The 25,838-nt window shown below is 42.6% G+C and carries 12 protein-coding genes; 6 read left to right on the forward strand and 6 right to left on the reverse strand.

The window, feature by feature from the left end:
* Positions 1-20: 20 nt before the first annotated feature.
* The 3 genes from MHI25_RS18115 to MHI25_RS18125 all read right to left on the reverse strand — a co-directional run bounded on the left by MHI25_RS18115 (position 21) and on the right by MHI25_RS18125 (position 8,763).
* Positions 21-4,427: an Ig-like domain-containing protein gene (locus MHI25_RS18115; protein WP_340393847.1), complete on the reverse strand. Its 4,407-nt coding sequence runs from the start codon at positions 4,425-4,427 to the stop codon at positions 21-23.
* Positions 4,428-4,560: 133 nt separating this feature from the next.
* On the reverse strand, positions 4,561-5,649 hold the full coding sequence (locus MHI25_RS18120) for a response regulator (RefSeq protein ID WP_339809982.1): 1,089 nt from the start codon (positions 5,647-5,649) through the stop codon (positions 4,561-4,563).
* A gap of 3 nt (positions 5,650-5,652) precedes the next feature.
* Positions 5,653-8,763, reverse strand: coding sequence for an ATP-binding protein (locus tag MHI25_RS18125; protein WP_340393848.1), 3,111 nt, complete (start codon positions 8,761-8,763; stop codon positions 5,653-5,655).
* Between the two features lie 1,090 nt (positions 8,764-9,853).
* On the opposite strand from MHI25_RS18125, the gene MHI25_RS18130 reads away from it, so the two are divergent.
* The 5 genes from MHI25_RS18130 to MHI25_RS18150 all read left to right on the forward strand — a co-directional run bounded on the left by MHI25_RS18130 (position 9,854) and on the right by MHI25_RS18150 (position 20,915).
* Positions 9,854-10,501, forward strand: a complete 648-nt coding sequence (locus MHI25_RS18130; protein ID WP_339168256.1) for a transcriptional regulator — start codon at positions 9,854-9,856, stop codon at positions 10,499-10,501.
* A gap of 476 nt (positions 10,502-10,977) precedes the next feature.
* A complete protein-coding gene (locus tag MHI25_RS18135; protein WP_340393850.1) occupies positions 10,978-11,766 on the forward strand; it encodes a MerR family transcriptional regulator in 789 nt (262 codons plus the stop codon).
* Entirely contained in the window at positions 11,763-12,440 is a 678-nt protein-coding gene (locus MHI25_RS18140; RefSeq protein WP_076309318.1) for an N-acetyltransferase, read from the forward strand. The genes MHI25_RS18135 and MHI25_RS18140 overlap by 4 nt, the downstream gene beginning before the upstream one ends.
* The gene (locus MHI25_RS18145; protein ID WP_076195245.1) at positions 12,424-13,431 is read left to right on the forward strand and encodes an alpha/beta hydrolase; all 1,008 of its coding nucleotides are present in this window, start codon (positions 12,424-12,426) and stop codon (positions 13,429-13,431) included. Before MHI25_RS18140 ends, MHI25_RS18145 begins: the two co-directional genes overlap by 17 nt.
* A 1,586-nt stretch (positions 13,432-15,017) precedes the next feature.
* Positions 15,018-20,915 (forward strand): bacterial Ig-like domain-containing protein, encoded by a 5,898-nt coding sequence (locus tag MHI25_RS18150; protein WP_340393852.1) that lies wholly within the window; start codon positions 15,018-15,020, stop codon positions 20,913-20,915.
* 77 nt (positions 20,916-20,992) lie between these two features.
* Here MHI25_RS18150 and MHI25_RS18155 read toward each other — a convergent pair whose 3' ends face one another.
* Positions 20,993-21,772 (reverse strand): helix-turn-helix domain-containing protein, encoded by a 780-nt coding sequence (locus tag MHI25_RS18155; protein WP_076281666.1) that lies wholly within the window; start codon positions 21,770-21,772, stop codon positions 20,993-20,995.
* Positions 21,773-21,892: 120 nt separating this feature from the next.
* Here MHI25_RS18155 and MHI25_RS18160 point away from each other — a divergent pair, with 120 nt between their 5' ends.
* Positions 21,893-23,809, forward strand: coding sequence for a right-handed parallel beta-helix repeat-containing protein (locus tag MHI25_RS18160; protein ID WP_340393854.1), 1,917 nt, complete (start codon positions 21,893-21,895; stop codon positions 23,807-23,809).
* 247 nt (positions 23,810-24,056) lie between these two features.
* On the opposite strand, the gene MHI25_RS18165 is transcribed toward MHI25_RS18160, so the two are convergent.
* Entirely contained in the window at positions 24,057-25,223 is a 1,167-nt protein-coding gene (locus tag MHI25_RS18165; protein WP_340393855.1) for a hypothetical protein, read from the reverse strand.
* Positions 25,220-25,744 carry a sigma-70 family RNA polymerase sigma factor gene (locus MHI25_RS18170; RefSeq protein ID WP_081386240.1) on the reverse strand — a complete coding sequence of 175 codons (525 nt, stop codon included), beginning with the start codon at positions 25,742-25,744 and terminating at the stop codon, positions 25,220-25,222. Before MHI25_RS18170 ends, MHI25_RS18165 begins: the two co-directional genes overlap by 4 nt.
* Between the last annotated feature and the right edge of the window lie 94 nt (positions 25,745-25,838).

A 25,838-nucleotide genomic window follows, 5' to 3' on the forward strand; every position in this document is an offset into this window, starting at 1 on the left:
CAATTCTGGAGCTCAGTAGATTAGATTAAATCCGACTTTTCAAGTAGCCGCTTCACGATCTCTGCAACCTCAGCTCTGGTCATATCATCTTTCGGAGCAAGCCCTTTACTGCTTCTTCCCATGATAATGCCTGCCTGCAAAGTGTCAGTAACTCCACTGATTGCCCAGTTAGAAACCTTACTACTATCTGTAAATGGAGCTAACAAAACGTCAGCCGATTGAACAGAAAGCTTAGTCTGTAGCGCTGTAATTTTCATCGCTTTAGCAATAATTAACATCGCTTGTTCACGGGTAATATGTTCATCAGGGCGGAACATGCCATCTTCAAAACCATTGATTAATTGATAAGTAAATGCCGTGTTGATCGCACTGTTATACCAATCCGTGGTCTTTACATCTGAGAATGGTGTTGCAGCTTGTTCCATCTCAAGTCCCAGACCGCGTACAACAATCGCCGCAAACTCTGCACGGGTAATGGCTTGATCCGGAGTAAATTGACCACTACCTGTTCCCTCAATGACTAATCGGGAGCCCATATCGTTCACTGCCTCTTTTGCCCAGTGATTAGCTACATCACTAAATTCAAGCGGATGCCAGATTACGGAGTAAGTACCTCCGCTTAAGCTATTGATAGTAGCAAAATATTTGCCATCAATTACAACCACTTTAGTAGGAACATGGTGTACCGAACCTTCGGAATCAACGTACACTCCAGTTGTAATCTTGTTCGGGTCCATCCCTTCAGGAATGGCTATGGTACGTTTAACATACGTATTGAATTGGGAAAGTTCAATACTCTTATCTCCGTAGATACCTCTAGCCGTAAAATTAACTGGCGCGGAAACTAATGAGAAGGATCCTTTTTGCGCAGCTGCTTCTAAAGCTTTAACTTTATCGGCTGTAGGAGCACTAATTTCAATCTGTATCTTAATATCTTGCAAAGCTACCGACTTGCCGATTTGCTCGTTCAAAGCGTCAATATTAATTTGTTGAGCAGGCAGTGTAAATGTCGCATTTCCCGCTTTAATCTCAAGAATCGCTTGATTACCCTGCATATTTTTAACCATTTGTCCATTTAATTCGCCAACTATAACATCAGATTTACTATTTGCACCGATAGAAACTACTGTACCTTTACCTTCAGTGGCGAGCTTGTCCTCTAGCTTCTTCTGATCTAACACAATAGTGATTAACGTTTGCTCATTCCGTTTACCATTCGTTGCCGTTCCCACTGTTTCAGCTTTACCATTGATTAGAATGGAAGCAGCATTTACCACAGGTGCCGGAGTTGGTGATGGGGTTGGTGATGGGGTTGGTTGCGACGGAACAACAACATCACCACCAGATGGAGTGCTAGGAACAACTGCATTGGACTCAGCAGAGAATTCGCTGATGCCAGCTTTATTGATTGCCTGTACCGTGAAGGTATAGCTTGTTACATTCGTCAAACCACTGATTGTCAGAGGACTTCCAGTTCCTGTAACCGTCAAACCTCCCGGATTAGCAGTTACAATATATCCTGTGATTTCGCTGCCTCCATCGTTCACCGGCGGGATAAAGGTGATGATTGCTTGACCATTCTCTGCAGTTGCAGTTACGGATGTTGGAATTCCAGGTGCTGTAACTGGTTTAACAGGTGCCTTCACAGTAACGGTTGTAGAAGCCGTATAACTTCCATCTTTCGTCGTTACCGTTATGATGGCTGTTCCTTCACCAATCGGCGTTACTACTCCATAAACAACCTTAGCTACTGTCTCATCGCTCGAGCTCCAGATCATACCTTTATTTGTTGCATTAGCAGGTGCTACTGTCGCTTGTAGAGTTCCCTCGCCTTCACCCACCGTTAAGTTAAGTTCTGTCTGGTCTAAAGTCACCCCAGTTACGATAACGTCAGGTGGCTTAGGAGCGGCTACATTAACTGTGGTTGTAGCTGTAAAACTTCCATCTTTGGTCGTTACCTTGATAACTGCTGTCCCCTCTCCAACCGGAGTTACTACTCCGTTCACAACGGTCGCTACAGTTTCATCGCTCGAGCTCCAGATCACGTCTTTATCTGTTGCATTCGCAGGCTCTATTGTTGCTTTTAGGAGTCCATCAGCTTCACCAGCTGTTAAATTCAGTGTCTCCTGATCTAGCTTCACTCCAGTTACATCCACAACCGGCGGGATTGGAGCACTCACATTTACTACAGACGAAGCTGTAAAACTTCCATCTTTGGTCGTTACCGTAATAACTGCTGTCCCCTCTCCAACCGGAGTTACTACTCCGTTCACAACGGTCGCGACTGTTTCATCGCTCGAGCTCCAGATCACGTCTTTATCCGTTGCATTGGCAGGCTCTATTGTTGCTTTGAGGAGTCCATCAGCTTCACCAGCTGTTAAATTCAGTGTCTCCTGATCTAGCTTCACTCCAGTTACATCCACAACGGGCGGGATTGGGGCACTCACATTTACTACAGACGAAGCTGTAAAACTTCCATCTTTCGTCGTTACCGTAATAACTGCTGTCCCCTCTCCAACCGGAGTTACTACTCCGTTCACAACGGTCGCGACTGTTTCATCGCTCGAGCTCCAGATCACGTCTTTATCCGTTGCATTGGCAGGCTCTATTGTTGCTTTGAGGAGTCCATCAGCTTCACCAGCTGTTAAATTCAGTGTCTCCTGATCTAGCTTCACTCCAGTTACGTCCACAACGGGCGGGATTGGGGCACTCACATTTACTACAGACGAAGCTGTAAAACTTCCCTCAGTAGTCGTTACCGTGATGATCGCTGTTCCAACGCCAACTGGAGTTACCACCCCGTTTACAACGGTTGCAACAGTCTCATCACTAGAGCTCCAATTTACTGTTTTGTTCGTGGCATTAATAGGTGCTATTACGGCACTAAGCGTGTCTCCTGCTTCTCCTTCCGTTAAACTGAGTGATGGTTTATCCAGGGTCACTCCGGTTACGATTACATCCCCCGTATTGTTCACGGTCACATTAAAAGTGTAGGTGTTGCTTAATGCTCCATCACTTACCTTAACAGAAATCACACTGGTGCCAAAAGCATTCGCTGCGGGTGTTATTTCTAAAGTTCGTAACTCACCACTTCCACTTATTTTCAGTCCATTATTCGGAATTAAGAGCGTATTCGAGGAAGTAGCTGATACTTGTAGGTCATCTCCATCCACATCGAGGACCTTAAAGGATCGTGAGACCGACTTGTTTTTATCGGTTGTAGTATTCCCCATAAAACCTGTGTCCTGCTTCCAGGTTGCCCCAGTAATTGTACCGTTCTTAAGGGGAAGACCAGAGGTATTAATAGCGACATTCCCATCATTGCTATTCGCTAATTTATAGTTTAAAGCCAGATTAGGCTCCGAGCCTGTCAAGTCGACATTCATTTCTCGAACAATATCACTTTGGGTCTTGGCTTTACTCCAGAACCTAACGTCTCTCATTCCGCCGTTATAATCTCCGTCCTGTCTCCACGTGCTTTTTCCAAGCCAGTTATTCGGACGTGCAACGTTTCCTACTGTACTTAAATCCATGGCCCCTTCTGCCTTAAGTACACCATCCCAATAAATCCGTCCCTTTTTCTGACTGTGATCATAAACAATTGCGACATGAACCCATTTAGAAATCGGGAAATCCTCAGTGACATTAATATCTCCCTTATTAGTGTAGGCAGTGAAATTCATCCGTTTACCGTTAAAACCTACAAAAATATTGTGGTTCTGCTCTGCGATCGATGATTCAAAAAATCTCATCCATGTCTGAAAAGCATCTACCTTCAAAAATCCTTCAACTGTAAAAGAATTCCCATAAATCCGTTGATCCGGGAAGGTCACATAATCCCCGTTACCGTCAAAACTAAGATAGTCCCCACCATTTAGTTCTGTCAGATAAGGTGCATCGTTCACTGGATTTACAGTAATTACGGCTATACCCGGATCTGAGCTGAACGCGGCAGATACTGTGGTATTCGCATTTTTTTGATAATTTTGATAACCGGATGCTGTTGTATCCCATAGCTTAAAGCTAATGGATGCCGTTCCGTTCCAGTCTTTCGCCGGGACAAAACGGATTTTCTCCGATTTCAGCAGCAGAAAAGCATTACTGTTCGACACCGGCTCGATATTATACCAAATTCGTCCCACCGTGTTGTAATACTGCCAGGCCCCTTTGGTATTATCTAAAGCTACTACAGCAATCCCTGTTGACGCTGGATCCGATACTTTTCCTGTCAAAAAGCTGGCTACCTCAACTCCTGCGTTGGAATAGTCATCTTCATTGATGGACGTTATTATAGCTGGGCTATTCTCGATCCAACCGAAACTAGCTTTTGCACTTATGATTGGAGTTTGCATAGGACCTACCCCCTGCACCACAAGTCCAGTACATAACGAAATACTAATGCCTATTTTCATAAATGATGGCTTCAAACTCTATTTCCCCCTCTAGCATAAATCATGTCCTTAATTCGACAATAATCGAGAGTATTATACAAAATTAAGATAAACAAAAAATAAACAAAAAAAGAACCCTCGATAGCCATCCTTTCGAAGGTTCCTTCCATTACAATAACTTCTGTTTCATTAACGCTTTAAGTTTAGGATCGGGTGTTGTTCCAAGCTCTTGCTGCAGCATCTCTTCCAATTGACCAAATTTCCGCTGTGCTTCATTCATTCGCCCTAATTCAATTAATAAGTTGATGATTTCATGATAGATGTCCTCTCGCAAGGAATCTAATTTTAATATTTCTCCAAAATAGTGCAGTGCTTGCTGCTGATTCTGCTCCAAATGAAATCTTGCAGCCAGCTCCAGCAATCCTATATATTCATGCTCGAGTCTGCGCGTCCTGCCACTGGCCCATTCATAGGCTTTTCCTTTGAGTAATGCTCCTGTGTATAAAACTTCTGCTTGAATCATCCATTCAACATGTCTTTCAGAGGTTTGCCTGATTTGCTTTAACAATCGCTCAAATTCATACAGATCACAATAAATGCTGCTTTCTACTACATGAATTTCATTCCTGCTAGCTTTTATATAATTGGCGCCGATTGCTTTTCGAATATAATACAGCGTCGAGTTCAGATTCTTCCACGCTTTTTCAGGCTCCAATCCGCTCCACAACGTGTCGATAATTTCCTCCCGGCTAACCGTCCCTTTACTAACCAGAAAAGCAAATAATTCTTCTGTTTTTGGACTTCTCAGCTTGATTAGCTCTCTGTTCTGCGTTCTGCGGTACACTTTTAAACCATTAAATAAAAAAACTTCTAACGTAGGCTCAGCCGTTGTATTTCGATTTATTTTTTTGAGTTTCTCTAACGTCTTAGACAACCGCTCCGCAGTTACAGGCTTCAAAAGATAATCCACTGCACTCAGGTCAAAAGCCTGCAGCGCATACTCATCAAATCCGGTTACAAAAACCACATCTATCGATTCATCCAATTCATGCAAAAGGCTAGAAAGCTTCATCCCATTCGTCTCAGGCATAGAAATATCCAAAAAAGCTACATCTATCGGATTGGCCTTCGCAAAAGCATAAGCTTCCGCAGGATTCAAAAACGTCTCATAGACATCAATCTCTCCGCTCTGCGATAAGATCCGCTTCAGGCGTTTTACCGATAACTCCTCATCATCTACAATAATCGCTCGCAGCATGCCTCAACCTCCCATCCGCTTAAGCTGCTGTATTGGAATTTCAAAAGATACCGTTGTGCCTAATCCTTCAGCACTTTGAATATGAATATTTTTTCCATATAAGAGCTTGATGCGCTGACTGATATTCCACAGCCCCACCCCTCTTTTATCTACATCTGACTGCATTACTTCTTTCAATTTATGCTCACTCATTCCAGATCCATTATCCTCCACAATAAAGCTAATCACAGAATTCTCTAATTCTTTTACAGATATAATTACCGTGCCACCCCGCAAATTGGACATTAGGCCATGCCTTATTGCATTTTCGACCAAAGGCTGTAGAATCAGCGGAGGAATCCGGTAATCCGTATTCACTCTCACATCATATTCCACATTTAATCTGGCACCGAAGCGTGCTTTTTCAATATTGATATAAGCCTCTACCAGCTCAAGCTCACTCTCCAGACTCGTTAGTGAATCCAGTTGTTTGAAATCAAAGCTGCTTCGCAAATACTGGGACAGCTGCAGTGTCAACTCTTCGGCCTTCTCAGGTTCTTCCACACATAGTTCAGCAATTGAATTCAGAGCATTGTATAAGAAATGAGGTTTGATCTGGGATCGTAAAAAAGCAATTTCGGCGTCTTTGGCAGTCTTCACGGAAGCTCTCAATCGGGTCAGACTTTTAACACGTGCCATTAGCTCTTCAGCTTCAAAAGGTTTTCCCACATAGTCATTCGCACCGTTATCCATGGACATCTTCATATCGCTCACCCTGTTCTTTGCCGTCAGCATTAACACAGGCAGCTCAAAAGGAGTAAATCTCTCTCTAATCTTTTGCAGAACCTCGTAACCCGAAATGTCCGGCATGGTAATATCCAGTACCACCAGAAAAAAGTCTGTGTTTTTCGCTAGCTCCTCAAGTGCCATCTGCCCGCGATTGACAACCACAATAGAATATTTCTCTAGCTTAAACAGATTGATCATAGATTGCAGATTGGCAAAATCATCGTCCACTACTAAAATGGGCTCATTGATCTCGCCTTTGATATAAAGGGGATAACTACCATGGGAGAAACTTAATTCTTTATAAGAATGTGCCGCCTTAAGGGTTGGCCTCGAGATTGGCTTAACCGCTTTATCCCACCGTGGAAGTGTAAAAATAAACACCGAACCTTTTTCCACTGTAGATTCCACAGCTATGTTCCCACCATGCAGTTCTACTAGCTTCTTAGTAATACTTAATCCGAGCCCTGTTCCACCATGACTATGAATCTCCGCCTCATCCACCTGCTCAAAAGCTTTGAAAATACGCTCCTGCATATCCGGTGAGATTCCCAAACCTGTGTCTGCCACACGTACTTCCACCCACTCCTGAATAACTCTGGCACTAATCTCTATTTCACCCTGTTCCGTAAATTTAATCGCATTATCAACCAAGTTGTGGAAAATTTGAATCAGACGATTGCCATCTGCATTCACCATAGGAAAATTCGAAGCGACTCTGTTAACGAGCAGGATCGACTTTTCTCCGAGCAAAAAAGAATGAATACCCATGACGGAATCAACAACGGCTTTCAAATCCAGGTTGCTTTTGTATAATGTGATGTCTCCATACTTCATTTTGGAATAATCAAGTAGTTCATTTACCATATGTGTTAATCTTCTGCCGCTCCCTATTACGATCGCTAGATTCTGCGCTTGTTTTTCATTAACTGGACCCTCAACCCCATCCAGCAGCGTAGCTGTAATGTTCACTATGGCATTTAGAGGTGTTTTTAGTTCATGTGAGGTGTTGGAAAGGAATTCATCTTTAATTTTATCCAGCCCGATCAGCTGGTTTTTCATCTCGTCTATGGTATGGTAGGCTTCAAAAAAACGTAGAACAATCAGCACGATCATGATGATATTAAAAGCCACAATGTAAAACTGCCCGAGCCAAAGGTTCTCTTTTATAGAAAGAGCAAACAAAATAATGTCTATGGAATATAGATTAATAGCTAGAATCGCCATAAACATCAGCAGCAATTTGATTCTATTTACTTCTGCGCTTCTGATATACAGGGTGGCCACTCTACATAACATCCAAATTAACATCAGCTCATATAAAATAATCACATACGGATAAATGACCGTGTAAGAACGAATCGGCAGGATGGCGACCAGAATTATAAAGCTGCCTAAAACAATCGTTATGGCTTGAGTAAATTTTAAAGATATTATGCTTTTGTGCATTTGGTAAAAAAATATTGCGAGCACAATAAAGCAGGAGATGGAGCTTATATCCTTTACTTTGTAGAGCACTATGAACGAAAGTTTAGGGAAAAAGAGTAAGAGTGAACGCTCGCCGATCAACCCATGATATATCGCAAACAGCAAACAAATAGTAGCAAATACAAGTAAAGAGTAATCCTGCTTACGGTATAAGGACGCTGCCCCAAAGCAGATAAAAAAGATAAGGGCAAGTGTGCCTAAAATAGCAACGGTGCTAAATTCACGGGCCGTACTCTTCTGCTGAACCTCCATCATTGCTGCTTCCTCACCAAAGGATAAAGAAACCGGAATGCCCCCATTTACATAATCGAAGTTGGAGACTTGAATTATGATTTCTACATCTCCCTTATCAGACGAAAAAAGCCCAATCAGCGGGATATTCCCTGACCGATAATCAGCTTCATTAGCAGCAGGATTACCATCCTCAATAACTGACTGTCCATTAACAAAAATCCTGCTTGAAAAGCGGATATTAGTTTTTTTCAAGGCGAATACCCCGCTTACAGGCAGGTTTTTTAGAACCATCCGATAGGTGGCGGAACCGAAGGCGGGTAAAGGGCTTCCATTAACGATGTTGCCGTTCCACCGGGAGGGCACCTCCATCCAAGCTGTAGAATCAGGTATATCTGCGCTACCCGCCCTAAAATGCTCAGAAGTTAATAGCTGGTTCCAATAAAACTCCCATTCACCATCTAACTTGATAATCTTATCCTGTTCGTAATCCCAAGCCGCGAGATCCATGACTCCATGCTGCACTTGCAGGTGACTTCCTTGTTTATCGTGACCCATAAGAATGGATAGAGGAATCGCAGATAATAAAATTAAACCAATCAGATAGATAAGTAATGTCCTTTTGAGCATCGTATCGGCCCCTTTTATGGAAGAGTAAAGCTGCAGCAATCACCAGGGCCATCCTGCAACACGTGATGTAGAGTAAAAAGTTTAGATGAACATAGATAATTCTATAAAATTTTCTAATTTCCTTCACAATTCGACAAAGTAATAGGCCTTTATTAGGATTTTTTTCGGAAAAAGCGGGACTTGTATGAAAAGAGGGTCTGAGAATTCTTGCGGCTCTGAATGCTTACACCGCGCGTTTGCGGACTCAGGAGACCTTATTTGCTGAAAACGAGGGTTTTGACACGCTATCGGACTCAGTTGCAACTATATGCTCATAACCACCCTTTTTTGAGTCGATTTGCAGCTAATAAGAGCTATGCAGTCCGTAACTTTTGGAATACGAGCGAAAATGTACGAATAGCTGCAATACTGTCCGTTCATCCCGGAGTTACATGACTTTGGTGACATGGAAGACATGAAAACAATGATATCTGACATCTTGGACTAGATAGACAATTCTGACGTCGTTGGGAACTCTGAATACTTACACCGCGCGTTTGCGGACTCAAAAGACCTTATTTGTTGAAAAACGAGGGTTTTGACACGCTATCGGACTCAGTTGCAACTATTTGCACATAACTACCCCATTTTGAGTCGATTTGCAGCTAATAAGAGCTATGCAGTCCGTAACTTTTGGAATACGAGCGAAAATGTACGAATAGCTGCAATACGGTCCGCAACGTTCGAAAATGAATAATGATATTGCGCAGAGCACGTAATCCATTTTTGCGGATCAGTAAGCATATGATGATCGTCCTAGAAAAGCCATGCGGCCGCGCGGGGGAAGAATCCGCTTTTAGAGTAACTATTAACTTCAGCAAATTCAGCTCGTTCACCCTGCTAGCTTCCTTCCTTTAAAACCTACTAGAATTCGTCATCTTTATACACAGTAACTCATTGAAGAAATCCCCAGCACTCGTTATAATAGCAACTATAGGACGTGAAGAACACGCCGCTTTTATACAATCTCTATCCTGGGTTAAGCTCAGGAGGAATTGTATGGGAGCGGCTTTTTCTTTTTTCAAAAAATTACTTAAGGAGGATATACAAAATGTCCAGATTCGAACAGCAACTAGAGGAATGGTTACAGATCAACTTGGATAAGGAGAACAATCCCCGCAGACAGGAGCTTCTTGCAAAAGGGTTGGGCTATGGAACAGTCGAATTTCTGCGTGCCGTATGGTTTCCTGCTGTAGGAAACTTCAACTACTTGTTCCCCGAATGGGAAGTGCGCGATTTCAACAATGGTTATCGTTATCTTGATCTGGCCTATATGCCAGGTGGAGCAAAGGGTGGAATTGAGATTCAAGGCTACGGTCCGCATGCTAGAGATCTTGATGTACGACGATTCAAAGATTTATGTAGACGCCATTCCTTATTATCGCTAGACGGTTGGACCTTCCTATCCATCGCCTATCCTTCAATCACGGACGAGCCTCAGCTATGTCAACAACTAGTACTCGCATTCATCGGCAAATTCATGGCTTCAGACGCGCCCTCTTCATTAACTTGGTTAGAAGCTGAAACACTTCGTTTCGCAAGACGTCTTCTGCGTCCGTTCACACCTGTAGAGCTCACCCACCATCTTAGAGTCACTAATCGCCATGCCCGACGTGTTTTACATGAGTTAGTTGAACAGCAGCTACTAGAGATCGTCGGTGGAAAAGTACGCAATCGAACCCATCAGCTTAGAATGTGATGACTTGATTAGTTTGTTTTGATTAGTATGGTTTGATTAACAAAGTTACGTTCGGACCGTATAGCTCTTATTTCCCAATTATCTTCGTTTTCGCCACGCTATCGGACTCAGTTGCAGCTATTTACTCAAAAACCCTGCTCTGACCCAATTCTTCAGCTCATTAAGAGCTATGCAGTCCGAAACTCACGGAAAATGAGCGAATTAGCTAAAATAGCTGCATTACGGTCCGTAATGGCAACTCTAGGGTCATACCAGCAAGGCTCATACAAAAAAATGATCCTGAATCTAATCCGTTGCACCCCCGCATTGTCCTTCCAAAATCTAAGTCTTTTTCAATACCACCCATTACTATTACTAATCATTATTTAGAAAAAAAGTGCTCTGCTTAGTCCGTATTTTAATCAACACTTGACCTTAGGTCTGACCTAAGGTTTATAGTTATTTTATCAAATAACTTACAGTTAGGAGCACCGCCCTTGAATCCGTACCTTACAATTGGCGAACTATCAAAACTTATGAATGTATCTATCCACCAGATTCGATATTTTGAAGAAAAAGAAATCCTGTTTCCATCCTATATAGACAATAATCAGTACCGGATGTACGGCATCGATGAGATCTATCAATTGGCACATATCCTGTTGCTCCGCAAATTAAACATCCCTGTCAGCACCATTAACCAAAGTATGAATAAATCCGCAACGAATGACTACCAACTGCTGTTAGAGAAATCGTTAAACAAAATCAACTCAGAAATAAACCAATTAATAATGCTGCAACAATTTATACAAAAGGTACTAAAAGAGCATGCAGATTATGGCAACATGAAGGGGGATTATCAAATTAAACATGTGGACAATCGTTATCTGAAAAAGTGGTTGGTGCTAGAGGATAACGAAACACTAACTGCACGAAGTTTATATGAAAAAAGACCGCATTACCATCATTTATTTGAAACAGATTTGCATTATGTATACGATTCTGAACAAGTAACCTTATGCTTTGAAACCATTGAAACCACTCCCGCCCCTGACATTGTTTTAGAAAAAGGGTGTTATCTCTATAAAGCATTTTTTGTAACAGACGATCAGGATGTAGATCATGAGATTGCCAAGCTGGAACACTTTTTAAATGGGCATCACTACATGGTATTGGGACCAATCATCATTTTGGAGAAATCGTACCTATCCATGTTTAACAACGACAAGCTTCATTATGAGCTTCAAATTCAAATCGAGCATGCCTTAGATGATACCACTAAATGAGTACAAACGAGGTTATCATCGCCCATTACCAGGAACAAGATCGTGAGGCTGTAAGCAGGCTTTTGGTAGATGCATTTCACGGGAAATTCCACTCTCTTCTCTCTCTCGAGGACAATGAAATTGCTGATCTACTTATAAGACTTTGGGAACAAGATTCTTCTTCCTTATCATCTAAACAAATAATCGCTTATGAAAACGGAGAAGTGGTTGGCACTATCTACTTAAAATGGCAGGATACGCTCTCCCTTAAAAAAGGATCAATTAAACCACTGAATCGGGCTCCCTTTTTGCAGCTATTCAAGAAATTTGGATACTTAAATGTTTGTAAGTTAATCCTTGGGTTATATTTTTTGGATTATCAACCTAGAGCAAAAGAGTGTTATGTGGCTCATTTGGCTGTTCGGTCCAGTCACCGTAATAAGGGAATTGGCAAAGAGTTGCTGGTTTGGGCGGCGGATTTTGTCAACAGTCATTCTGAGGTTGAAAGATTAACGCTACATGTTGCTAACAATAATAAACGAGCCATTAATATGTACCAGCAGTTGAACTTTGAGATCCATAAATCTGACTATAGCGCGGTAAGACATTTACTTTTTAAAGAGCCTGTTTGGCATTACATGATAAGAAAAACATCGCTACAATCTGGGGGAGCAATGAATGAAAAAGAAAATTAAGCTAACTGTCTGGATGATTACCATTTCGTTGTTGATTGCAGCGGTCCTGTTCGTACTACAGCAACATTCTTTTTCAATGACTGAGCAAAAAATTGAAATAGATACACCTCAAGGTCAACTAACAGGAACCTTAGTTCTGCCCGAAAGTTACTCTGGAACCGTCGGACTGGTAGTTTTTGTTCATGGGGATGGCCCAGTTAATGATACTTACGATGATGGATATAAACCTTTGTGGGAAAAGCTCGCCTCTGCCGGATATGCTTCCTTATCTCTTAACAAACCGGGTATTGGGGGTTCCTCAGGGAACTGGCTAGAACAAAGCATGGAGGATAGAGCGCAAGAAACTATTTATGCGATTAACTGGGCTAAAGCCTTACCTATGATTGATGCTCAAGCTATTGGTTTGTGGGGAGCAAGTCAGGCGGGCTGGGTGATTCCTAAGATTGTTAAAAAAGTGCCTGATCTCGCCTTCAGTATTCTTGTATCCCCCGCCATTCAATGGATTTCTCAAGGACAATACAATACCAGACAAGAGATGATTTTAGAAGGTTTTTCAGAACAGGAGATAAAAAAGAGAGAAGATTATAACGCGCAAATCCTACTGCTACTTAAAGAACAGGCGTCGTATGAAAAGTACTTGCGAATTGCACAATCGGACGATTTAATTTCCAAAGAAAAATGGGGTTTTTTCGCTAAAAATTATCAGTCAGATGCGAGCGGGGATTTAAAAAACTTCACTACGCCTGTCCATTTAGTTCTTGGCGGGCAAGATATAAATGTAGATGTTGAGGAAACCGAACGTGTTTACCGTGAAAAAATTCCTGAAAACCTACTCTCCGTCTTCTATATTCCTGATGCTGATCACTCCATGCTCTCAAAAAAGAATGCCTCATCACCATTAAGAACATATTTGACCGCTGTCTTTTTTCCACGACATATTGTTGTTGAGCCATATTTAGATGATTTGGTTCACTTTGTAAGCCAGTTTTAATCTGTTTGCCATCCATTATGCACTCTCGCCAGCTGAACTCCCTACGTTCGGACTGTATAGCTCTTATTTTCCAATTATCTTCGATTTCACCACGCTATCGGACTCAGACGCAGCTATTTTCTCAAAAACACTGCTCTGATCCACTTTTTCAGCTCATTAAGAGCTATGCAGTGCGAAACTCAGGGAAAATGAGCGAATTAGCTGAAATAGCTGCGTTACGGTCCGTAACCACCACACGGAAAGTACTTAACAACAGCACAAGCCCGCGTATTGGCTATGATTTCCCCAGAAACTACGCATTTTATAGAATACCTACGACTATCACCAATGCACTCCCTACTTTCGGACCGTACAGCCCTTATTTGCTGAATTTCCTCGTTTTCGCCACCTTATCGGACTCAGTTGCAGCTATTTACTCAAAAACACTGCTCTGATCCACTTTTTCAGCTCATTAAGAGCTATGCAGTCCGAAACTCAGGGAAAATGAGCGAATTAGCTGAAATAGCTGCGTTACGGTCCGTAACGACAACCGCGGAAGTAATGACTGCCCAAGCCCGTGTATTGGCTATGATTTCCCCAGAATCTACGTATCTTATAGAATACCTAGGTCTATCACCAATGCACTCCCTACGTTCGGACCGTACAGCCCTTATTTGCTGAATTTCCTCGTTTTCGCCACCTTATCGGACTCAGTTGCAGCTATTTACTCAAAAACACTGCTCTGATCCACTTTTTCTGCTCATTAAGAGCTATGCAGTCCGAAACTCAGGGAAAATGAGCGAATTAGCTGAAATAGCTGCGTTACGGTCCGTAACCACCATGCGGAAAGTACTTAACAACAGCTCAAACCCATATGTTGGCTTTAATCTCCCCAGAATCTACGCATTTTACAGAACATCTACGACTATCACCAATGCACTCCCTACGTTCGGACTATATAGTCCTTATTTGCTGAATTTCCTCGTTTTCGCCACCTTATCGGACTCATACGCAGCTATTTACTCAAAAACACTCCTCAGTTCCACTTTTTCTGCTCATTAAGAGCTATGCAGTCCGAAACTCAGGGAAAATGAGCGAATTAGCTGAAATAGCTGCACTACGGTCCGTAACGACAACCGCGGGCGTAATTTTGGCTCAAACGGTCGCGGACTTCCACTGCAAGCGTTCTTACCGGCAGCTTAGGTTCACTAACGACAACCGAGTATGTAATTTTTACTCAAACTGTCGCGGACTTCCACTGCGAACGTACTTATCGGCAGCTTAGGTTCACTAACGACAACCGAGTATGTAATTTTGACTCAAACGGTCGCGGACTTCTACTGCGAGCATACTTACCGGCAGTTTCGGCGCCCGTAACCACCACGCAGCGTACTAACCACCAGCAACAGACTCCGAAAACTCCACGTAAATAGCAGAAGCAAAGGCATAAACCGGGTGTCATTAACTCAGATTCTCCCTCTCCTGCTGCATAAACAGCGTTATATGGCGTATTGATTATAGCTGTACGCTTTAGTGATAACGTATAATTTCGGATGATCAAGCTTAGCTTTGGTCAAAATCGATCATATAAGGAGAGGTTTTAATCATTGAGAAAACAACAACGTTTGTTAGCCATGCTCGTAACCTTCCTGCTTTTGTGTTCCTCTTTTCCGTTATCGATGTTTGCAGAGGAAGCACCTGATTCTTATGAAGGAATGATTAACATTCAAAGTGAATGGCAAGGCAGCGTATTTGGTGATGTTGGGGGGCAAGACAAGATTACTGCGGCCAACTTTGGCATTACGGAGAACACGGATGGATCAGCAACACTGCGAAGCTCGAACGATAGAGGTAAAGTATCGGGCAGCACGGAAGGTATCGCTTATTACTTTAAAGAAGTTGATCCAAGTGTTAATTTTGAGTTAAAGGCAACGGCTCACGTGGATGCTTGGACAGCCAATAACCAAGTTTCCTTCGGAATAATGCTGCGCGGCAATGTGTGGCATAACCAATTCGGAGCCTACTCTGGTGATTATGTCGCCGTGGGTGCTTTGGATCAAGAAATGAAAGCGTTTCACAAATTGCAAAATACAAGCCTACAGAAACTTGGGTACGTGTTTGATAACACTAATCGCCCTGCCCAAGGAGAGAATTACGAATTAAGCATCAAAAAGACCGGAAATCTGTATATTGTCCGCATCGGCAATGAAACCAAAACGATCGAAAGCTTTGACGGCTCCATTCAATTTGCGGGCCTTTATACCGCTAGAAATACTACGGTTACGTTCCGAAATATTCAATTCAGTCAAGAAGGTCAAATCGAGCTAGGACCTTGGGGCTTCAGCGCCTTCGGAGGCAATACTAGTCCAGCAAAGAACCCCGAACCTATTATTGAAAGTCCAACCTCTGTAACGATGACGACTTACGGCGGCAAAATCTCCAGCAGCGATGAGGGATTATCTTTTTATTCGAAAGAGATTCCTGTGGAAGCGAACTTTGAACTGAAAGCGACCGCTTCAGTGATTGCTTTTAATAGCAATAGCACTGTCAGCACACCTAACCAGAAATCCTTCGGTCTTATGCTCCGCGACAGTATTGGGACGAACGGAGATACAAGCACAACCACTTCTAACTATGCGGCGGTGGGTGCTTTGGATCAGGTAATGAAAGGTTTTTATAAAAAAGACACCCAAGTGAAGTTAAATCCTTTTAGCGATATCCAGGCTCCGTCCGCAGGAGCTGTATATTCGCTAAGTATTAAAAAATCAGGAGATACTTATCGATTAAGTGTGGGTGATCAGACCGAAATCATAACACTGGACGATACGTTCACAGATACTCTTTTTGCCGGAATTTATGTAGCTAGAGATGCAACTGTTACTTTCAGTGACATAGACATCCAGCTTGAATCCAAAATCGTAACCAGCTTAACCGCTGATACGAGCGCAATGACGAAAACCACTTATCTGGTTGGTGAACCCCTTGATTTGACTGGATTAGTCGTTAAGGCTATTTTTTCTGATGAGAGCGAGGCAGTTTTATCTTCTACGGATTATATTGTTACAGGCTTTGATAGCAGCAAGGTTGGAGAAAATATCATAACCATTAACTACAACGGTGCTTTCGTGAGCATTCCTTTGCAAATCGTTCCATTATCTATGACCTCATTATCAGTGAAGTATTATCCAGCTAAAACCGTATATTACCCAGGGGATACCTTCGATCCAGAAGGTCTTGTTCTTGTTGCCAATTATAACGACGGCTTCCTGACCAAAGAACTGACCAGTGATCTTTATTCCCTCTCCATTAACGGACAACCGGTCAGCGATTTATTACCGTATCTATTTACGCAATCAGGCTCCACAGCGGTATCCGTTACTTCAACAGAGGCGCCGGCAATCACAACGACCTTTAACGTGGAAGTAAAAGCAGCGACGTTATCCGCTTTAGAAATTCGAAATGAACCTAAACAAACACTCTACTATATCGGGGACTCCCTCAAACTAGAAGGACTTGTGGTTTATGCTCATTACAGTGATGGTACACAGATTCGGCTGTTGAACAATGAATACAAAGTCTCTCCTCTCGACACCACGACATCTGGGGATAAAAAAATCACAATTACGCATAAAGGCTTAACAACCTCTTTTCAAGTTAAGGTCAACGTTAAAAAACTAGTAGGCATCGAAGTCACCAGCTATCCTAAAACTACCTTTTTTATTAACGAAAACTTTGACAGCAAAGATCTCTTCGTATCCAAAGTGTATGATAATTCAGATAGAGAGAAGCTAAACAGCTATACGCTCGACACTTCCAAGTTCAACAATCAGGCAGCTGGAGTGTATGAAATTGGCATACTCCCTACCGATTCTTCTATTATGCCCATTACGTATTCCGTTACAGTAAAAGAAAAGATGGATCCCGTTTGGAAAAGCATTCAATTCGGTCAGTCCACTTCAGCTGCTAACAATCAGACGATTGTCAACGAGGATGGATCCGCCCAACTGATCGCTTTGGAAGGCGGCGGTAAAGTCACCGAAGATCATGACGGCATTACCTTCTATTACACCGAGCTAGATGCTGCGGAAGATAATTTCGTGCTGTCTGCGGATATCCAAGTGTTGGCTTTTGCAAAAAATCCATATGACGGGCAAGAATCTTTTGGCATTATGGCACGTGACGTCATCGGCACACAAGGAAATTCTAGCGTCTTTGCATCCAATATAGCTGCCATCGGTGGTTATAGCGGCGGGACGAAAAGCGATCTGGGCACACAGCTTTTTGTCCGTACGGGAGTTGAAAAAACGGATGGGACTGGCAGTAAAGGGATTCAAACCATCATGCTTCAAAAAGAACGTCCGGCACCTGCCAATACTGTTCCAGCAGCACCTTACCATTTAACCTTAGCAAAGACGAATAGTGGTTTTACAGGACAGCTCAATAATGGCCAACAAGCTATTCATTTCACACCAGACATTCTAAGCGTACAGGATTCAAAAATGTATGTCGGATTCTATGCTGCTCGTTTAGCCACAATTAATGTAAGCAATATTCAATTAACAGTCACTTCAGCAGCTACAGATTCTCCTAAAATAGAACCACCTGCGACTCCCGTCACACCTAGCTTAAATATACTTTCACTAAGTAAAACCTCAGATCCAGCTTACCAAATGATTGTGCGCTCTAATGTCAACGGAACGGTGACGTTGAAGCAAGGTTCTACGATCATCGCTCAGGATATCGAGGCAATAGCTGGTAAACGTCTTTCTATTCCCACGAGACTTCTTGATCAAGGAGATACGAACTTCAGCATTACTTTTTTACCAGATGATACTCAGTATTTGACCTCTTATGAGAAGATCATCAGCAACTTTACCGTCACCCTAAAAAGTTATAACGAAGATGATGATATCTACGTATCCCCCACCGGATCAAGCTCCGGAGATGGAACAATCAATCTCCCACTTGATATCGATACTGCGATTGATTTCGTTAAACCAGGTCAGCATATTATTGTGCTTGAGGGTCGTTATGTGCGGAAATCACCACTTGAGATTAAAAAGTACAATGATGGCAAAGCCTCCGCCAAAAAGTATATAGAAGCAGCACCAGGAGCAAGACCTATCTTTGATTTTGACAAAAAAACAGAAGGCGTTCTCTTGAGCGGAAACTATTGGCATGTGAAGGGACTTGATTTCACTCGCTCAGCTGGGAATACCAAGGGCTTTACAGTGGGAGGCAATTATAACATCGTTGAAAATAGCCGTTTCTATGCGAATGGTGACACTGGTCTACAAATCAGCCGAACAGATGGTACCGCGATAGAAATCAGTGAATGGCCTTCCTACAACTTAATTCTCAACAGTACCTCCTTCGACAACCGTGATCCATCTGACAATAATGCCGATGGCTTCGCGGCAAAATTGACTGCGGGTGTTGGTAATATTTTCAGAGGTTGTCTGGCGCATAACAATATCGACGATGGCTGGGACTTATATACGAAAGCAGGCTCAGGTGCAATAGGTTCAGTGTTGATTGAGCACAGCGCCGCCTTCAACAATGGGTTCTTAACAGACGGAACCGTAGGTGCCGGTGATAAAAATGGCTTCAAGCTTGGTGGCGAAGGCATTCATGTCACACATACCATCCGCGATTCCATCGCTTTTGGTAATGGCGCTTATGGTTTTACAAGTAATAGTAATCCAGGTGTGATCGCCATCAACAACATCGGATTTAACAATACGCGTGGTAATATAAGCTTCACCACTTATGATCACATTACTGCAGACTTTACGATTGACGGTTTCTTATCTTACCGAACTGCCAACATTGCAAAAGACCAATATCCAGCTTCTTTAGCTGCGGACAATAATTTCATGTTTGACGGTACGCGATCGGCGAATAAATCAGGTTTAGAACTGAGTGATTCTAACTTTGTCAGCTTAAATCCTGTAGTCAATTACTCTCGGGATGCTGACGGGAATATAATCTGGGGCGATTTCTTGAAGTTCATTCCTTTGGATGGGCCGGAACCAAGTCCGACGGCTTCTCCGAGTCCAACGGCTTCTCCAAGTCCGACGGCTTCTCCGAGTCCGACGGCTTCTCCAAGTCCGACGGCTTCTCCGAGTCCGACGGCTTCTCCAAGTCCGACGGCTTCTCCGAGTCCGACTGTTTCTCCGAGCCCAACGGCTTCTCCAAGTCCGACGGCCTCACCGAGTCCGACTGTTTCTCCGAGTCCGACCGCTTCTCCAAGTCCGACGGCTGCCGTGAGTGCAGGCAGTTCCGGAACATCGGTTGGAGATTCGGCCACTACTATACTCCATTTGGACGGTAGCGTAAGGATTGAGATACCTACTACTATGAATGGAGAAAAAGCTAGCGCAATATTGACTGAATCTTCCTTACAAAAGATTATTGCTTTAGCCAAACCTAATTCCGCAGGCCACAAAATCCTAAGAATTCAGCTCGCAGAGGAACAATCGTCAAATGTTAGCTCATTTGAAGTCACTCTCCCTGCCGCAGTATTTCTTGTTGGAATTTCCACACTGCAGCTGGAGATCAATACATCACTAGCTACCTTTGTACTTCCGGATAATCTATTCCCGGCGAAGACACTGGACAATGTGAAGATGGTTACCTTGCTCCTCAAACCTGTCGAAACAACAGGAAGTTTAAAGAAGCGATTGGGTGAAGGTTTGCTTATTGATTACGAGTTACTTTTAGATGGTACAACAGTTCAATTAGAGAGTTTAAATTCGGCCATACAAATTGGGCTTCCTTATCCAGCTGCTGTAGTTCCATTGAACAACGCCTTTATTGTAGTGTGGAACGTCAATGAGCACGGAGTCATCCAACCGGTAGTAGGCGGGAATTATGATTCAGATAAGAAGCAAGCTATTTTCTCAACAACAAATTCATCTGGACAATACGCCGCCGTCTACAATCACAAAACGTTCAGGGACATATCTGATTCTCATTGGGCGAAGTTTATTGTAGAAGTACTAACATCAAAAGGTGTCATTAATGGTGTAACAGAAACAGAGTTTAGGCCCGACCAGACTGTTACACGTGCAGATTTCGCACTTTTATTGGTTAGAGCTTTAGGTCTATCTGCAGCAGAAGGAAATAGCTTTGCTGATGTGTCACCTAACGATTATTTTTATGAGGGACTTATGACAGCTCAGAAATTAGGGGTCGTTACGGGCCAAACCGACGGCCTTTACCACCCTCATGACTCCATCTCCAGACAAGAAATGTTTGTTATGGCAGCTAGGGCATTGAAGGCTGCTGAGGTATGGGAATCGAATACGACCGCTTCCTCCCCCTCTGCATTAGACAGCTACACTGACTATAATCAAATTTCTAATTATGCGGCAAATGATATTGCGGCGCTGGTATCAGCAGGTCTCATTAAAGGAGACTCTCAGCAGCAGCTTACACCAACTGCCCATTCCACACGTGCCGAAGCCGCCATGCTGATTTACAGAATTATGATGCAAAAATAAAAAAAAGAACTCCAAGACCACTATACTCGTGGTTTTGGAGTTCTTTTTTATCCTCTTCCCTCCCCCCTTTAAGTCTTCTAGTTCATTTCCTTATCAGGAGGATTGGAAACCCGATACCCTTTCGGCGATTGATGGGTGATTTTCTGGAAATTCCGATGAAATGACCGTAAGTTACTATAGCCGCAAAGGTTGGCAACTTCACCAATAGTCAGATTCGAGTTTTTTAATATATAACATGCTTGTGAGATCCGATAGTGATTCAAGTAATCTGTGAAGGGCATTTTCATCAGCTGGACAAATAGCTTTGATAAATACGGGTAATCATATTGCAGATGTTTTGCTACAGCTTTTAATGTGCAATCGGCAGAATAATTTTGTTCTACAAAAAGCAGGATTTTATAGAGCACCTTTGTTTGCGGGGACTGTTTGACCGGAGCAAATGATGTCTGACAGATCAACTGCGCGCATACACCATACAGGAAACTTTTCTGGCTATAAATTGAATCCAGCTTTGTACAATCAGGTTCATTCACAGCATGGAGAACATTATCATTTGGTATAAAGCTTTTATAATTCATGTGAAAATCACCTATCAATTCTGTGGAGAAGAGGATTACCATAATCTCCGAAAAATCAATCGTCTCAAATTCATGCATCTGATTAGGAAAAATAAAAACCAGATCATTTTTCTGTACCTGATAGCTTTTCCCATCAATGGTGATAGATAACTGCCCGTCTTTGACATAAATAATCTCAAATGCCCGATGAAAATGAAGTGGAAAATGATAGTTTTTCAATGGAATGAGTTTAAAGTAATCTTTTTCGCTGACACCATGTTTTTCAAAAAAGGGCCACAAGTAGATTCTCCTTCACGAAAACACTAATTTTGTCTTAAAGTGTACTATATAAAGTATAGAACTAACAACGTTATTTCCTATAATATTGGATAAAGTCAACCAAGCGGAGGTTATAGGACAATGGAATATCACATATCAAAAACCGGTTCAGATCAAGGTCAAGGCACTCAGGTGGATCCCTTTTTAACCATCAATAAAGCGGCTTCAGTAGCTGTGGCTGGGGATAAGGTTATCGTTCATGAAGGGATATATCGCGAGTGGGTAAAACCGAGATACAAAGGATTAAGCGAACAAAGAAGAATTATTTATCAAGCCGCTGAAGACGAACAGGTTGTCATAAAAGGCTCTGAGCATATACAAGATTGGCAGCTGGTTGAGAACCAAATATGGAAAGTGATCTTGCCGAACACGTTTTTTGGCAGCTTTAATCCGTTTGTTGAGGAAGTGTCTGGCGATTGGCTCGTCACTATAGAGGAGACAAGACACCTAGGGGATGTATATCTAAATGGCATGTCTTTTTATGAGGTCAGTCAGTATGATCAACTGGCAGCTCCTGTCGAAAAGCTGGAGTTCAAGGATCTCTGGACACAAGAGATGGTTCCGGTCCAAAATCCAAAACAGACGACCTACGTTTGGTTTGCCGAAGTAAGCCCTGACCACACCACGATTTACGCTAATTTCCAAGGTGCCAACCCGAACAAAGAACTGGTAGAAATCAATGTACGCAGATCTTGTTTCTACCCTGAAGAAACCGGAATTGATTATATTACTGTAAAAGGTTTTGAAATGGCGCATGCGGCAACACCTTGGGCACCTCCAACGGCAGACCAGCCCGGACTGCTGGGCACTAACTGGAGCAAAGGCTGGATTATTGAAAATAATATCATTCACGATGCCAAATGCAGCGCTATCAGTATCGGCAAAGAAGCTTCCACAGGCCATAATTACCGCACCCTTCGAAAAGACAAACCCGGATATCAATATCAGCTTGAATCCGTCTTTACTGCTGAGCGTCAGGGCTGGAGCAAAGAATCGATCGGTTCACATCTTATCCGCCATAATACCATTTATGATTGCGGCCAAAATGCCATCGTCGGCCACTTAGGTTGTATTTTCAGCGAAATTCATCATAACCATATTTACAACATTGCGACAAAACGGGAATTCTGGGGCCACGAAATTGCCGGGATCAAGCTTCACGCACCGATCGATACTCACATCCACCATAACCGGATTCACGATTGTACTTTAGGTTTATGGCTGGATTGGCAGACCCAAGGGACAAGAATCAGCAAAAATCTGTTCTATCAAAATCATCGGGATTTGTTTATAGAAGTAAGCCATGGCCCTTACATTGTTGACCATAATATCTTGACAGCTAAACATGCTTTAGAGAATGTAGCCCAAGGTGGAGCCTATATCAACAATCTGATCGGCGGCAGGATGGTTCATCGAAAGGTACTAAACCGGTCCACGCAATATCATCTTCCGCATAGTACAAAAATTGCCGGTTTCTCACTTATTTATGGTGGGGACGATCGGTTCTATAACAATATCATTGTTGGAAAAGACGGATGGACAGGCGTGGGCACATCACATTTCAATAACTACACCACCTCTTTGGCGGAGTATATCGAGAATGTCCATAAGTTACACGGTGATCTTGAGGAGTTTGAACTCGTTGAACAGCCTATGTTCATTAATAACAACGCTTACTTAAACAGTGCAGAGCCTTTCGAAAAAGAGAATGTAAAGCTGGTTGAGGAAAGCTTTGATCCAGACTTCTTTATTGTAGATCAAGGAGATGAGGGATTCCTTTCCATTGCTCTGCCTGAAAGCTTCGTTAACTTCTTAGGTGAAGCACATTCAACTGAAACTTTGCCGCGGGTGCGCATCGTGGATGCCGAGTTTGAGAATCCGGATGGCAGCAATATAATCCTGGATACAGATTTTCTGGATAACAAGAAAGAGAATAAAAGCACTTTAGGACCTCTAACACTTTTGAATAAGGGCAAAAATTATATTAAAGTGTGGTGATCGGTAAAGCAGGTGGCTAGTCCACCTGCTTTTTTCATTGCAATCATTGAGTCTGCTACTTATTGGCCTTAATCTTTTGAATAGATACTTCGTTTTGTTCTATTATGATTTGATATTCAACAATCTCTCCTGCTTTAAATTCTTCGTTAAATTCTTTACTGACCGATCAAAGAATTGATCTGAAGGTCATGGACGATAAATAAAACGAATATAGATAAGTCTTGTGAAAAGTTATCTGAATGATACTCTAATTCAAAATAATAATCCTGCCCGTGATTACACCCTTTTCATCTCTGGAAAATTGAAGTACCCTAGTTTCTTTATCGTCCGCACTGAAGCTTACGGAATCCGAGTAACCGATTTGCCCTTCCTCAAACATATTTTGGACAAAAAGCTTAACACTCCAGTTATCGTATTCATAATTGAAAGCCCCTTGTTCATCAACACGCACTTCCTTTACAGATTCAGGGATAATCGTGCCGGTGGAGATTTTTTTCTTCATATCCTCTATTTTTTTAATTAGTTCCTTCTCATCATCATCAATAGAGGCAGCTGCATCTGTTGAAACCGCTGAATCAACTTTGCTGTCGGCAGAGGGTTCTTTCAACAGCTCCTGTAAATAGCTCTCAGCTTTGACAGGGTCAGCTTTGGTTGGATCCAGCGGAAGTTCAAATAGAATAGCGGTTCCCTTGTAATCGTTATTAGCGCTAATTTCCCCTGTACTTTCATTATAAGCAAACGCATCTTTGCTGAAAAAAGAACTACCATTACTGACAGCTAGATATACCCCTCGGTCAGCGAACATCTCCACTCCATCACATTCAATCAGCCGGTACATAATTCCATCTATAACAGCCTCGCTATAGCCACCATTCATTGTTGTGATATTAACCTGCCATGGTTTTAGTCCCTTTATAAGCGGTGACACAAAGAATGGATCCTGGCCATACTCCGGTTCACTTGTAGCAGGCATGGGGCCACCGTCTATTCTGGCGATGGATACAACGGCATAGGATCTGTTTGGGTTAATATTCTGATCAGACTTACTCAGTTCTGAAAGACCTTCCCCCGAGACTATTCCATTCAACGTCACGTTATAATCACCAGATATAACCGATTGGTTGATTTCAACAGCATCCCTGCTTTCGAATGCTTTTGCCAGCAGTTGCTGGCCCAGATGCTCAGCAACCTGCTTGGGGCTAAATAGCTGTGTAGCTGCATAAGCCGTTAAAGACATTACAAGCGTGAATATAGCAACCATTAGTCCAATCGAAACTCTTTTTTTATAGGCTGGTTTCATTGGTTTAGTCTCCTTAAACTGTTGGATGATTCTTTCGTTTAATTCCTCTGTCGGCTCTGCTGTAGAAGCTAGCGCTTGCTTTAGCAGTTGATCCAACTTTTCGGAGTCATTCATTGGGATTCAACCTCCAAAATCTTTTTCATCGCCTTGCGGGCTTGGAAAAGTCTGCTTTTAACTGTGCCCGGTGGAATCCTTAGCGCTGAAGCAATCTCATCAACGGTCATTTCTGCGGTATAGTACAGATAGAGCGGTATTTTCAGTTTCTCATTCAGCCGGTCTGCGGCAGCATGAATCATGTGCCGAAGCTCCTGGGATAGCAATGCATCCTCTGGCATAACCTCTCCATCGGAAGTACACGCCAGATCGACCGCTTCATTATAATCTGCTGTAGGTGCAATTCTTTGCCGCCATGCCCATTTTCTGCGTTTGTTTTTGCGTAATGAGATAGCAATCGAGATAAGGAACGCTTTCGGATTTTGGTTCAGGTCCATTTTATGCCGCATTTCCATAGCTTTTAAAAAAGTCTCCTGATAGAGATCGTCAGTATCCACCCTATTCCCCGCAAGCGTAAAACAAAATGCGTAAATTGCTTTGCCATGTAATTTTATTAGGTCACTCAACTCTTCAATTTCCAAGTAGGCTACTCCTTTCTGAATGGCCATTCACCTATATATTGTCGTAACCTTAGAATCGGTTCACTATTTTGCTGTTGACTTTGACCTTAGGGTA

The sequence above is a fragment of the Paenibacillus sp. FSL E2-0177 genome (assembly GCF_037992975.1).
GTDB classification, from domain to species: domain Bacteria; phylum Bacillota; class Bacilli; order Paenibacillales; family Paenibacillaceae; genus Paenibacillus_AQ; species Paenibacillus_AQ odorifer.